13 protein-coding genes are annotated in these 11,905 nt (G+C 70.8%); 5 read left to right on the top strand and 8 right to left on the bottom strand.

The genetic code is table 11. From position 1 onward, the window contains the following. Positions 1 to 24 precede the first annotated feature (24 nt). Positions 25 to 906, top strand: a complete 882-nt coding sequence (gene ku, locus ABD262_RS00150; protein ID WP_344129346.1) for a non-homologous end joining protein Ku — start codon at positions 25 to 27, stop codon at positions 904 to 906. Between the two features lie 64 nt (positions 907 to 970). Here the strand turns inward: ku and ABD262_RS00155 are convergent, their stop codons facing one another. The 3 genes from ABD262_RS00155 to ABD262_RS00165 all read right to left on the bottom strand — a co-directional run bounded on the left by ABD262_RS00155 (position 971) and on the right by ABD262_RS00165 (position 3,548). After that, positions 971 to 1,726, bottom strand: a complete 756-nt coding sequence (locus ABD262_RS00155) for an ABC transporter permease (RefSeq protein WP_344129349.1) — start codon at positions 1,724 to 1,726, stop codon at positions 971 to 973. Between the two features lies 1 nt (position 1,727). Further along, the gene (locus ABD262_RS00160) at positions 1,728 to 2,741 is read right to left on the bottom strand and encodes an ATP-binding cassette domain-containing protein (RefSeq protein ID WP_344129352.1); all 1,014 of its coding nucleotides are present in this window, start codon (positions 2,739 to 2,741) and stop codon (positions 1,728 to 1,730) included. Positions 2,742 to 2,903: 162 nt separating this feature from the next. Next, positions 2,904 to 3,548: a PadR family transcriptional regulator gene (locus ABD262_RS00165; protein WP_344129355.1), complete on the bottom strand. Its 645-nt coding sequence runs from the start codon at positions 3,546 to 3,548 to the stop codon at positions 2,904 to 2,906. 49 nt (positions 3,549 to 3,597) lie between these two features. Here ABD262_RS00165 and ABD262_RS00170 point away from each other — a divergent pair, with 49 nt between their 5' ends. Both ABD262_RS00170 and ABD262_RS00175 read left to right on the top strand, forming a co-directional pair. Then, complete coding sequence (locus ABD262_RS00170; RefSeq protein ID WP_344129357.1) at positions 3,598 to 4,425, top strand: Fpg/Nei family DNA glycosylase; 828 nt, start codon at positions 3,598 to 3,600, stop codon at positions 4,423 to 4,425. Between the two features lie 114 nt (positions 4,426 to 4,539). After that, positions 4,540 to 4,689 (top strand): hypothetical protein, encoded by a 150-nt coding sequence (locus ABD262_RS00175; RefSeq protein ID WP_344129360.1) that lies wholly within the window; start codon positions 4,540 to 4,542, stop codon positions 4,687 to 4,689. Positions 4,690 to 4,806: 117 nt separating this feature from the next. Here the strand turns inward: ABD262_RS00175 and ABD262_RS00180 are convergent, their stop codons facing one another. Genes ABD262_RS00180 through ABD262_RS00200 form a run of 5 tightly spaced genes read right to left on the bottom strand, consistent with a single transcriptional unit; the run spans position 4,807 to position 9,747 of the window. Further along, complete coding sequence (locus ABD262_RS00180) at positions 4,807 to 5,910, bottom strand: VWA domain-containing protein (protein WP_344129363.1); 1,104 nt, start codon at positions 5,908 to 5,910, stop codon at positions 4,807 to 4,809. Between the two features lie 2 nt (positions 5,911 to 5,912). Further along, positions 5,913 to 6,899 (bottom strand): VWA domain-containing protein, encoded by a 987-nt coding sequence (locus ABD262_RS00185; RefSeq protein ID WP_344129366.1) that lies wholly within the window; start codon positions 6,897 to 6,899, stop codon positions 5,913 to 5,915. Further along, positions 6,896 to 7,831 carry a DUF58 domain-containing protein gene (locus ABD262_RS00190; protein ID WP_344129369.1) on the bottom strand — a complete coding sequence of 312 codons (936 nt, stop codon included), beginning with the start codon at positions 7,829 to 7,831 and terminating at the stop codon, positions 6,896 to 6,898. The genes ABD262_RS00185 and ABD262_RS00190 overlap by 4 nt, the downstream gene beginning before the upstream one ends. Next, positions 7,810 to 8,847, bottom strand: coding sequence for an AAA family ATPase (locus tag ABD262_RS00195; protein ID WP_344129372.1), 1,038 nt, complete (start codon positions 8,845 to 8,847; stop codon positions 7,810 to 7,812). The genes ABD262_RS00190 and ABD262_RS00195 overlap by 22 nt, the downstream gene beginning before the upstream one ends. A gap of 24 nt (positions 8,848 to 8,871) precedes the next feature. After that, a complete protein-coding gene (locus ABD262_RS00200) occupies positions 8,872 to 9,747 on the bottom strand; it encodes a S1C family serine protease (RefSeq protein ID WP_344129375.1) in 876 nt (291 codons plus the stop codon). A gap of 100 nt (positions 9,748 to 9,847) precedes the next feature. On the opposite strand from ABD262_RS00200, the gene paaK reads away from it, so the two are divergent. Both paaK and ABD262_RS00210 read left to right on the top strand, forming a co-directional pair. Then, positions 9,848 to 11,125, top strand: coding sequence for a phenylacetate--CoA ligase PaaK (gene paaK / locus ABD262_RS00205; protein WP_344129378.1), 1,278 nt, complete (start codon positions 9,848 to 9,850; stop codon positions 11,123 to 11,125). Positions 11,126 to 11,207: 82 nt separating this feature from the next. Further along, positions 11,208 to 11,720 carry a hypothetical protein gene (locus ABD262_RS00210; RefSeq protein ID WP_344129381.1) on the top strand — a complete coding sequence of 171 codons (513 nt, stop codon included), beginning with the start codon at positions 11,208 to 11,210 and terminating at the stop codon, positions 11,718 to 11,720. Positions 11,721 to 11,905: the final 185 nt, after the last annotated feature.

Consider the following 11,905-nt stretch of genomic DNA (forward strand, 5'->3'; position numbering starts at 1 on the left):
GGCCGATGGAGAGGACGAACGAGCATGCGAGCGATCTGGAAGGGTGCGGTGTCCTTCGGGCTGGTGAACGTGCCGATCCGCCTCTACTCCGCCACCGAGAACCACGACGTGCAGTTCCGGCAGGTGCACCGTGAGGACGGCGGTCGCATCAAGTACCAGCGGATCTGCAGCATCGATGGCGAGGTCGTGTCGTACGACGACATCGCCAAGGGCTACGAGACCGAGGACGGCGAGATGGTCGTCCTCACCGACGAGGACTTCAAGGACCTCCCGGCCAGCAGCAGCAAGGAGATCTCGGTCGAGAAGTTCGTCCCGGCCGAGCAGATCGACCCGATGCTCTACGACAAGTCCTACTACCTCGAGCCCGACAAGGCGTCGACCAAGCCCTACATCCTGCTGCGCGACGCGCTCGAGAAGGAGAACCGCGTCGCGGTCGTCACCGTCTCGATCCGCACGCGGATGACGATGGCCGTGCTGCGCGTGCACGAGGGCGTCATCCTGATGCAGACGATGCTGTGGCCGGACGAGATCCGCAAGCCCGACTTCGCGACGCTCGACGACGAGGCGAAGGCGACCAAGCAGGAGCTGGCGATGGCCGACCTGCTGATCGAGCAGCTCGCCGGTGACTACCGGCCCGACGACTACGAGGACGACTACGCCGCCGCGTTGCAGTCGCTCGTCAAGGCCAAGGTCGAGGGTGGCGAGGTGCAGATCACCCCCGAGTCCAAGGACGAGTCGGGCGAGGTCGTCGACCTGCTCGCCGCCCTCAAGAAGTCCGTCGACAAGGCGAAGGCCTCGCGCGGGGAGTCGACGTCCGACACCGCCAAGCCTGCGGCCAGGAAGGCGACGGCCAAGAAGACCGCGTCCAAGTCCACCGCCAAGAAGGCAGCCAAGAAGGCGAGCTGACCAGGCGCAGACGCAGGTATGCCGCGTGGCTGGGCCACGCGGCATACCTGCGTCGGACCAGCGGCTAGGCGTTCTCCCTGCGGAACGTCGCGGTGCCCCACCAGAGCGCGATGGCGAAGAGCGCGACCGCCCACAGGCTGCCCCACATCACGCCGTTGGCGCCGAAGTCGCCCAGGAACGAGCCGCGTACCCCGTCGGTGATCCAGCGGAACGGCATGAAGTCGCTGGTGCGCTGCAACCAGTCGGGTCCGATCGTCATCGGCAGGAGGATGCCCGACAGCAGGAGCACCGGCATCATCACGACGTTGATGACCGGGGCCATGACGTCCTCGCTCTTGGTGGTGAGCGCCAGGGCGTTGGACGCCGCGGCGTAGGCGCCACCGACGAGCAGGGTGAGCAGGACCCCGAGGACGACCCCGCCCAGGGGTGCCTCCATCCCGACCAGGTAGCCGAGGCCGACCAGCACGAGCGCCTGGACGAACAGCTGGAGCAGGTCGCGCCAGAGCCGTCCCATGAGCAGGGCGGTGCGGCTGGCAGGGGTGACCCGCTCGGCCTCGATGACGCCGTCCCGCCACTCGGAGATCAGCCCGAAGCCGGCGAAGAACGCCCCGAACATACCGAGCTGGACGAGCATGCCCGGCACGAAGAAGGTCCAGGTGTTCTGGACGCCGAGCTGCTGGGCCATCGGCTTGAGCAGTGGGCCGAAGAGGAACAGGTAGAGGATCGGCTGCATCAGGCCGATCAGCACCCAGGCCGGGTTGCGCAGGTTCATCCGCAGCTGGCGGCGGAAGACGATGAAGGACTCACGCAGGAACTGCACGTCACTTCTCCTTCGAGGTCGAGTCGGTCGCGCTGGACTCCGCGTCGCGCAGCGAGCGGCCGGTGAGGGTGAGGAAGACGTCGTCGAGGGTGGGGCGCAGCACCTCGATCGACTCGAGGTCGATGTCGACGGCGCGCAGGTCGGCCAGCAGCCCGGGCACCGCCTTGCCGGCGCGCTGGACACGGGCGCGGACGTGGTTGCCGTCGATCTCCACCGCGTCGCGACCGTCGCGGCCGGACTCGGCGATCGCGTCGAGCCGAGCGGCCGCCTCGGCGACGAGGTCGGGGTCGGCGACCTCGAGGTCGACCAGGTCGCCGGACACCTGCGCCTTGAGGTTGTCGCTCGTGTCGGCCGCGATGATCCTGCCGTGGTCGATGACGATGATCCGGTCGCTCAGGGCGTCGGCCTCGTCGAGGTAGTGGGTGGTCAGGAACACCGTCGCCCCGCGGCGCTTGCGCAGGTCGGCGATGTGGGTCCACAGGTTGGCCCGGGCCTGCGGGTCGAGACCGGTGGTCGGCTCGTCGAGGAAGACCAGGGTCGGCTCGTGGATGAGCCCCATCACGATGTCGAGGCGGCGCCGCTGGCCTCCGGACATGGTCTTGGGCTGGCGCCCCCACAGCCCCTCGAGGTCGAGCTGGCCGAAGAGCTCCTGGCCCCGGCGGCGGGCGTCGGCGGCCGACATGCCGTAGAGCATGCCGTGGTCCACGACCTCGTCCCCGGCGCGGGCGAACTGCCCGGTCGCGCCGCTCTGCGACACGTAGCCGATCGATCGGCGGACCTGCTCCGACTCCGTGACCACGTCGAAGCCGGCCACCGTGGCGGTGCCCTCGGTGGGCTTCAGCAGGGTGGTCAGCATGCGCAGCGTCGTCGTCTTGCCCGCGCCGTTCGGCCCGAGGAAACCGACGACCTCGCCCTCCGTCACGTCGAGGTCGACGCCGTCGACGGCGCGCACCTCACCCTTCTTCCTGCCCTCGCGCGTCTGGAAGGTCTGCACCAGACCTCGTGCGTGGATCATGGCCCGCTCCCTCTGCCCCGGATGGGTGTCGCCTGTCGAATGAATTCATTCAATGTTGAACACAGGTAGTGTTCAATATTGAACATGCGCCCGTCAAGCCGGTGCGTCCGCGTCCCACTGAGCCCGTCGGTGCGCAAGGTGGACCGGACCACCGGCCAGAACTCATCGCTGACGGGCGATGAGCTCCACGTAGCGCTGGCGGTCGGTGGCCATCTGCCAGCCGGGGTCGTCGGCCGGCGCCTGCCAGTCGGCCGGCTCGCCGCGCAGGCCGAAGTCGCCCCGGTCCACCCGGCCGATGAGGTTGACCAGCCACTCCCGCTCGGTCTGCTCCATGCCCATCCAGAGGTCGGTCAGCGCGAGCACGTGTGGCGGCAGCGCCTCGGCCGGGATCTCGCGCGACAGCTGCTCGCGGGTCCTGGCGTCGAGGTTCGCCAGTCGCGCCTGGAGCGCCTCGCGGACCGCCGTGCGGCTCATCAGCGGCATCAGCGCCATGGCGGTGTGCAGCGGCAGCGGCGACAGCAGGTCGGGGGTCTGCACCGCATCGCGCCAGAGCCGCTCGAACTCCCGCCGTCCGAAGGGGGTGCTCGTGTAGACGGCGACCTCACGGCTCCCGTCGACCAGGTCGTGCCGGTCGAGGTTGCCCTGCTTGGCCAGGGTGGCCAGGCCCGAGTAGATGGAGCCCGGGTTCACGTGGGCCCAGTCCTCGACCTGCCACGACAGCAGCTCGCGACGAAGCTGGTAGCCGTTGACCGGCTCGAACAGCATGACCGCGCCGAGCAGCAGGAGTCGGGTCTCGGTGGCCGCCATGAGGTGAGTGTAGGAGGCAGCCTCACCCGCGACCCGTGATGATGGCTGCATGCCCGAAGGCCACACCCTCTTCGCCCTCGCCCGTGACCTCGACGCGGCATACCGTGGCACGCAGCCCACCGCGACGAGTCCCCAGGGGCGCTTCGCCGCCGGTGCGGCGCTCATCTCGGGGCGCACCTTCGTGCACGCCACCTCGTGGGGCAAGCACCTGTTCGCCGAGTTCGAGGGCGACGCCTGGCTGCACGTGCACCTCGGGCTGATCGGCACGTTCACCATCGACCAGCACCGGTATGCCGGCGAGGCGCCGATCGTCGGACAGGTGCGGTTGCGGCTGGCCACGGACGAGCACGTCGCCGACCTGCGCGGCCCCAACCTGTGCGCCGTCATCACGCCCGAGCAGGTGGAGGCGGTGACGTCGCGACTCGGCCCGGATCCCCTTCGGCCAGAACCCGATCCGGAGCTGGCCTGGCGCAGGATCGCGCGCAGCAGCAAGACCATCGCGGAGCTGCTGATGGACCAGTCGGTGCTCGCCGGGGTCGGCAACGTCTACCGCAGCGAGGTCCTGTTCAGGCAGCGGGTCGACCCGTTCCGCCCGGGCCGCGAGATCCGGCGTTCGACGTGGGACGCCATCTGGCTGGATCTCGTGGACCTGCTCCCCCTGGGGGTGGCGACCGGGAAGATCGTCACCGTCGAGGACCAGGTCGAGCAGGTCCGCGCCCGGGTGGCGGCCGGCGACGTGGACCGCCTCACGGAGCGGACGTCCTACGTGTACAAACGCCAGGGTGAGCCGTGCCTCGTCTGCGGCTCGCGGATCCGCACCCGGGTCGTCGGGGGACGGAACCTCTTCTGGTGCGGCCGCTGCCAGCGCCGTCGCTGACGCGCGGAAACTCGGTGGCGTGCCCCCGAGGGTCAGTACGCGCTGGGTGGTGGCTTCTCCACCTGGGGCGGCGACAAGGACCTCGGTGGCGACACCAAGGACATCCAGGTCACCGTGAGCACCCCCTACTTCGAGGGTGACTACATCCCGGTCGACGAGGCGGGCAGCTTCCGTCCCACCGGGTGGGTCGTCAAGGGCTACAACAACGGCACCACCGAGCAGATCGTCCGCGCCTGGGTCACCTGCGCCACGATCGCCAAGTGACTCGAGCCTGAGGGTCCACGGACCGCCGGCGTGACGAGGGGTCGGGCCATCGGCCGGGCCCCTCCTGCTGTCGCCCGCGCGGGTCGGCGCGTTCGTCGCGGGGGTCGCCCCGGCCGGTCACTGGGGGTGCGCGGTCCAGCGCCCGGCCAGCCCGAGCCCGAGCAGCAGCACCAAGGCCGCGAGGCCGGCGAAGGCGACACTGACCTCGACGTCGCGCTCCTGCACGTCGACGTGCTTCGGCAGGTCGTTGAGCACTCCCTGGAGCTGGTCGGCGTCGCTGGCCTTGAAGTACTCGCCACCGGTGGTCCGGGCCACCGTCTGCAGCGCCTGCTCGTCGACGACCAGGAAGTTGCGACCACCGGGCCCGAGCCCACCACCGAACCCACCGGGCGGACCGTCGAAGAGTCCACCGCCGAGCTGGTCGCTCGTGCAGACCATCTGGGTCGGCTCGGTCGTGCCGAAGCCGATCGGGAAGACCCGCACGCCACGGGCCGCGGCCTGCACGGCGGCGTCCTCAGGCGTCACGCCCCGGGTGTTGGCGCCGTCCGTGAGGAGCACGACGATCTCCGGCACCGTCTTCGCCTTCTCGGGGGCCGGGGTGGCGGGACTGCCCGGCGTGGGCGACTGCGAGTCGGGGCCCTCGCCGGTGCCGTCGCCGGTGTCGGCCGGGGCGACCGAGGGGTTGATCTCCGAGATGGCGTCGATCGACTTGAGGATCGCCGCGCCGATGGTGGTGCCGCGCCCCGTCGTGAGCCCGTCCACCGCCTTGAGCAGGTCGTCCTTGTTCGTGGTCGGCGCCACGGCCACCTGCGCGAAACCCGAGAACACCACGAGGCCGATCCGGGTGCGGTCGTCCTGCTTGTCGATGAACTGCCGCACCGCTTCCTGCGCGGCGGCGAGCCGGTTCGGGTCGACGTCCGTGGCACACATCGACCCGGAGACGTCCACGGCGAGGATCACCGCCGAACTCGAGATCGGCACCTCGGCACGCACCTGCGGTCGGCCGGCGGCCAGCCCCAGCAGGGCCAGGCTGCCCAGCACCAGGGCGAGGGGCAGGTGGCGGCGCCACATCCGCTGCCGGGGGACCACGGCGCGGATGAGGGCGACGTTGGAGAACCGCACGGCGGTGCGGCGCCGCCGGCGCAGCTGCCACAGGTATGCCGCGACGAGGACCGGGACGGCCAGCAGGCCCAGCAGTGCGTAGGGGAGGGCGAAGGACATCGCTACACCACCCGACCCGACCTGGTCACCGAGACACCGGCGCCGAGCAGGAGCAGCACCGCCGCGGCAGCCGCGAACCACGAGGTGATCTCGCGTTCCTCCGTGCGAGCGGTCCAGGCCAGGCCGATGTCGTCGTAGACCTTGCCCAACGCAGCCGTGTCGCTCGCGGCGTAGAAGGCCCCGTCGGTGGTCTCGGCGATCTGCCTGAGGGTGGCCTCGTCCAGCCGGGTCGAGATCTGGAAGCCGTCGACCTCGAGGACCGTGCCCTGGGGGCTGCCCAGCCCGATCGGGTAGATCCGCACCCCGGCGGTGGAGGCCAGCTGGGCGAGGACCAGCGGGTCGGGGTCGGTGGTGTTCTCTCCGTCCGAGAGCAGCACGACGGCCGCTGACCCGTAGTAGCCGAGGGGCTCACCACCTGCGTTGCCGTCCTGGCCGGTCTCGTCGACGCTGATCGGCTTGCCCGCGATGGCGCTGATCGACGAGACGATCCCGCGCCCGAGGGCCGTGCCGCCCTGGGGGGTGAGCCGTTCGATCGCGGCCAGCACCTCTGCGCGGCTGGTGGTCGGCTGCTGCGAGATGACGGCCGAGTCGCCGAACGCGACGACGCCCAGCCGGATCGTCGACGGCTGCTTGGCGACGAAGGCTCGGGCCGCCGCCTTGGCGGCGTCCAGGCGCGTCGGCGAGAGGTCCTTGGCGGCCATGCTCGTCGAGACGTCGAAGGCCAGGACGACGGTGCCCTCCCGCCGGGGCTCGGCCACCGTGGCCGCGGGTCGCGCCAGCGAGACGAGCAGGAGCGTGAGTGCTGCGAGCAGCAACAGCGGTGCGACGTGGCGCCACCGGTCGGGTCTCCCGGCCGACGCGGCGACCAGCCCCTCGGCAGCCAGCCGGGCCCGCCCGCGCTCGCGCCGGCGCAACTGGGCCCGGTAGGCGAGGACAAGGAGGGGCACCGCGAGCAGGCTGGACAGCAGGACCGGCCACTGGAAGGTCATCGCCGCCTCCGCCGCCGGAGCTCGGAGATGCGGGCCAGTGCTCGCACGAGGTCGTCGTCGGTCGCGACGGGATGGATCTCGGTGCCCGCCCTGCGGGCCGCGGCGACGAGCTCGTGCTGGCGCTGTTGCGACGCTGCCGCGAGCCGCTCCCTGAAGACCGGGTCGTTCGTGTCGACGAAGATCTGCTCGCCGGTCTCCGCGTCCTCCACGTAGACCATGCCGACCGCGGGGAGCTCGGACTCGCGCGGGTCCACCACCTGGATGGCGACGACGTCGTGCCGCCGGGCCAGCAGCGACAGGGGCTGCTCCCACCCCGGCTGGGTGATGAAGTCGGAGACGATGACCAGGAGCGAGCGGCGCCGGGCCAGGCCGAGCGCCGCCCGCAGCAGCCGCGACAGGTCGGTCGTGTCCCTGGTCGGGTTCGCGGCGGGCGGTCGCAGCAGCGCCTGGCTGATGCGCAGCACCTGCTTGCGTCCCTGCCCGGGAGGGATGGTCGAGATGTCGCCGTCGAACAGCGCGGCGCCGACGTGGTTGCCACCGCGCGCCAGGATGTGGGCGATGGTGGTCGCGATCTCCGTGAGCACCAACGACTTCTGGCGGTCCACGGGCCCGAAACCCATCGAGGCCGAGCGGTCCAGGAGCAGCCAGGCCGTGACCTCGCGGTCCTCGACGTACTCGCGCACGTAGGGCGTGTCCATGCGGGCCGTGACGTTCCAGTCGATGTGCCGCAGGTCGTCGCCGGGCTCGTACTCGCGCAGGTCGGTGAAGTCGATCCCGGTCCCGCGGAAGAGGGTCCGGTAGTCGCCCTGCAGCCGTCCGTCGAGCCGGCGCACGACCCGCCACTCCAACCGCCGGAGCAGGCGCTCGGCGGTCAGCGGCGTCGACGGACCGGACCCGGGTGGTCCGGTGCTCAGCGGGGTCCGGTCGTCCATGGGGTCTCGGTGGTCTGCGGCTGTCGACGGTCGCGCAGCGGCACGTCCGGCATGCCGACCGCGTCGAGGATCGGGGTGAGCAGGTCGTCCGGGCCGATCCCCTCGGCGAGGGCTTCGTAGGACAGCACGAGGCGGTGGCGCATCACGTCACGGGCGAGGTCGCGGACGTCCTGCGGCCGAGCGAAGTCACGGCCCCGCAGGAAGGCCAGGGCCTTCCCGGCGAGGACCAGGTTGATCGACGCGCGCGGGCTGGCCCCGAAGGAGAGGTAGCGGGCGAGGTCGGGCAGGCCGACCGACCCGGGCGAGCGGGTCGCGCTCGCCAGCCGCACGGCATACTCGATCACCGCCGGGTCGACGTAGACGGCGTCGGCCCGCTTCTGGAACTCGACCAGCTGCCCCGGCTCGAGCACCCGCTGTGCCACCTCGTGGTTCGTCGTCATGCGCTCGACGACGACGAACTCCTCTGCGGCAGTGGGGTATCCGATGAGGGTCTTGAGCATGAAGCGGTCGACCTGGGCCTCTGGCAGGGCGTAGGTGCCCTCGGACTCGATCGGGTTCTGGGTCGCCATCACGAGGAACGGGTCGGGCGCCTTGAAGGTCTCGCGCCCGATGGTCACCTGGCGCTCCTGCATCACCTCCAGCAGGGCGCTCTGGACCTTGGCCGGGGCGCGGTTGATCTCGTCGGCGAGGACGAGGTTGGCGAACACCGGGCCGAGGGATACCTGGAACTCGCCGTCCTTCTGGTTGTAGATCCGGGTGCCGATGACGTCGGCCGGCACGAGGTCGGGAGTGAACTGGATGCGCTGGAACTCACCGCCGACGGCCCGCGCCAGCGTCTTGATCGCCATCGTCTTGGCCAGTCCCGGCACCCCCTCGACGAGCAGGTGCCCACGGGCGAGCAGCGCCACGAGCATGCGCTCGAGCAGGAGGTCCTGGCCGACGATGGTCTTCTTGACCTCGTAGAGCGCCTGCTCCAACGGGTGCTGCCGACCGAGATCGGGGCGGTGCGGTTCCATGCGCTCTCCTCGTGGTGCGATGCGCTACTGCGGTGGACTGCCGGCGACGCCGCCGGCGGTGGCGATGGGCACGGCGAAGCCGATGCCGACGAAGAAGTTCTGCTCGGAGGGGTTCGCCAGCCCGGTGACGATCCCGATCACCTGGCCACCCTTGTCGAGCAGGGGTCCACCCGAGTTGCCGGGGTTGACCGCTGCGTCGAACTGGATCAGGCCCTCGAGGGTCTGGTTGCTGTCGACCCGGATCTTGCGGTCGAGTGCGGAGACCACCCCCGCCGAGAGGGATCCGTTGAGCCCCAACGGATGTCCGAGCGCAAAGACCGGGTCGCCCACCTGTGCACCCCCACCCAGGACCGCGGGTACCACCACCTGCGGGAGGCGCTCGGGCGCGAGGACCGCGATGTCGGTGGCCTTGTCCTTCTCCTTGACGCCGGCGGGTGACGAGGTGCCGTCCGCGAACGTCACCTCGATGCTGTCGGCCCCGTCGACGACGTGCAGGGCGGTCAGGACCGAGCCGTCGGCGCTGACGACCACGCCGGCTCCGGTCCCGCGCTGCGCGCCCTTGGCGCCGGTGAGCCGGGTCGCGACGGTCACGAGCGACGGCAGGGCGGCCCGGTATGCCGCGGCGGCGTCGGGAGGTGCCTTGGCGGCCTCCTCCTGGGCCTTGGTGATGCCGTCCCGGACAGCCTTGTCGACGTCGGTGGCAGTGATCGGCGGGGTCTCGGGGCCGCGCGTCAGCGCGTAGGTGCCCAGGGCGAGCAGCGCCACGACGAGGAAGGCGGCGACCAGCCACAGTCGCGGGAGCCGGACCAGCCGGGTCAGGCGACCACCCGGGGCGCGCGAGGTCTCGTCGGCCACCCCCTGGGGCGGATCGACGACGAGGGGCGAGCCCAGCCGGTCCACCTTTGGGAGCGTACGTCCGATCATCCCCCCGCGATACGGGTGTCTGGATTTCACGGGCAACTCTCAGGTTGCCTCCTACCGTCGTCGTAGATTGCCGGACATGGACAACGTCGTCGCCACCGTCGAGGAACTGCGCGCGCTCCAGCTCGCGCGGCTGCGCTGGAGCCTGTCCCACGCCTACCGGAACGTGCCGCACTACCGGGCCGCCTTCGACGCCGCCGGGGTGCGGCCCGAGGACCTCGAGGACCTGGCCGACCTCGCGCGCTTCCCGTTCACCGCCAAGGCGGACCTGCGGGACAACTACCCGTTCGGCATGTTCGCGGTCCCGCGCGAGCAGGTGGTCCGGGTGCACGCGTCGAGCGGCACCACGGGCAAGCCGACGGTCGTGGGCTACACCCGCGACGACATCGACATGTGGGCAGAGGTGATGGCGCGCTCCATCGAGGCGGCCGGCGGTCGCCCCGGCGACCTGCTGCACGTCGTCTACGGCTACGGCCTGTTCACCGGCGGGCTGGGCGCCCACTACGGCGCGGAGCGACTCGGCTGCACCGTCGTGCCGGTCAGCGGTGGGATGACGGAGCGGCAGGTGCAGCTCATCCTGGACTTCCGGCCCCGCGTCATCATGGTCACCCCGTCGTACTTCCTCGCCATCCTCGACGAGATGGAGGCGCAGGGCGTCGACCCGAAGACCACCTCCCTCGAGATCGGGATCTTCGGTGCCGAGCCCTGGACCGAGCAGATGCGCGAGGAGGTCCAGCGCCGCAGCAACATCCGGGCCGTCGACATCTACGGGCTCTCCGAGGTGATCGGCCCCGGGGTGTCGCAGGAGTCGGGGGAGACGCAGGACGGGCTGCACATCTGGGAGGACCACTTCTACCCCGAGGTGGTCGACCCCATCACCGGCGAGGTCCTCCCCGACGGGCAGGAGGGCGAGCTCGTCTTCACGTCGCTCACCAAGCAGGCCATGCCGGTGGTCCGGTACCGCACGCGGGACCTCACCTCCTTGCTGCCGGGGACCGCCCACCCGCAGTTCCGCAGGATGGCGAAGATCACCGGGCGCAGCGACGACATGATGATCGTGCGTGGGGTCAACGTCTTCCCCTCGCAGATCGAGGAGCACCTGCTGGGCATCGAGGGCCTGACCCCGCACTACCTCTGCGTCCTCACCCGCCCGGGGCGGATGGACGAGCTGACGGTGCAGGTCGAGGCTGCGGCCACCGACTCCACGCCCGAGCAGCGGGACGCGATGGCGTCCGCCCTGCGCACGAAGGTCAAGGACCGGGTCGGCGTCACGATCCGGGTGGAGGTCCTCGACCCGCACGCCCTCGAGCGCTCCCTCGGCAAGGCCAAGCGGATCAGCGACCAGCGGCCCCGCTGACCCCAATGCCCGCGCCCCAGTGCCAGTTCGCCGTCAGCGGACAACCGTTCCCTTGTCGCTGCAACGGTGTAATCATCATTACATGACAACGAAGACCACTGCGGAAGCCTGGCTGGCCGGCCGGCTCCCCACTGACTGGTTCACCGGCCCCGTCGAGGTCACCCGCGACCGCGACGAGCTCATCATCATCGGAGACCTCGCCGAGCCCGAGCTCGGTGACGACACCGACGACACCGACCGCGCCATCGCCGCGCGCGGCCGGATCAAGTCCTTCCGCGAGGACACCCGCGAGCGGCGCATCGAGATCGCGCGGGAGCTCGAGCACCTCAGCGGCCGCAAGGTGTCGTGGGGCGTGCGGGTCGGCGAGACCGAGGCCCTCTTCACCCACCTGGCGGCCCCCGTCATGACGCGGCTGCGCCAGTCCGAGCGCCAGGTGCTCGACACCCTCGTGGAGGCCGGGGTGGCCAAGTCCCGCTCCGAGGCGCTGGCCTGGTGCGTCAAGCTCGTCGGCGAGAAGTCCGACAGCTGGCTCGGCGAGCTCCGCGAGGCGATGGCCCACGTCGACGAGGTGCGCAAGAAGGGCCCGGCGGCCTGAAGCCGGTCGCGCGGCATACCCGCGCGTCCGCCCACGGCGAACATGAGCCGACCCGGCTCAGGGTAGGGAACAGTGGGGGAGCGCCCCGCGTTGCCCCCAACGAGTCGTACGACAGAGTCCTTTTTCGTCCCGATCAGGTATCGGTCCACGGAAGGCACACGCCGGGTCCGCGTCGCACGGATAGC

It is taken from the genome of Pedococcus bigeumensis (assembly GCF_039531795.1).
GTDB classification, from domain to species: domain Bacteria; phylum Actinomycetota; class Actinomycetes; order Actinomycetales; family Dermatophilaceae; genus Pedococcus; species Pedococcus bigeumensis.

Coding starts and splice junctions, on each gene's coding strand:
- ku (WP_344129346.1), top strand. CDS start 25: ATGCGAGCGATCTGGAAGGGTGCGGTGTCCTTCGGGCTGGTGAACGTG.
- ABD262_RS00160 (WP_344129352.1), bottom strand. CDS start 2,741: ATGATCCACGCACGAGGTCTGGTGCAGACCTTCCAGACGCGCGAGGGC.
- ABD262_RS00165 (WP_344129355.1), bottom strand. CDS start 3,548: ATGGCGGCCACCGAGACCCGACTCCTGCTGCTCGGCGCGGTCATGCTG.
- ABD262_RS00170 (WP_344129357.1), top strand. CDS start 3,598: ATGCCCGAAGGCCACACCCTCTTCGCCCTCGCCCGTGACCTCGACGCG.
- ABD262_RS00180 (WP_344129363.1), bottom strand. CDS start 5,910: ATGTCCTTCGCCCTCCCCTACGCACTGCTGGGCCTGCTGGCCGTCCCG.
- ABD262_RS00185 (WP_344129366.1), bottom strand. CDS start 6,899: ATGACCTTCCAGTGGCCGGTCCTGCTGTCCAGCCTGCTCGCGGTGCCC.
- ABD262_RS00190 (WP_344129369.1), bottom strand. CDS start 7,831: ATGGACGACCGGACCCCGCTGAGCACCGGACCACCCGGGTCCGGTCCG.
- ABD262_RS00195 (WP_344129372.1), bottom strand. CDS start 8,847: ATGGAACCGCACCGCCCCGATCTCGGTCGGCAGCACCCGTTGGAGCAG.
- paaK (WP_344129378.1), top strand. CDS start 9,848: ATGGACAACGTCGTCGCCACCGTCGAGGAACTGCGCGCGCTCCAGCTC.
- ABD262_RS00210 (WP_344129381.1), top strand. CDS start 11,208: ATGACAACGAAGACCACTGCGGAAGCCTGGCTGGCCGGCCGGCTCCCC.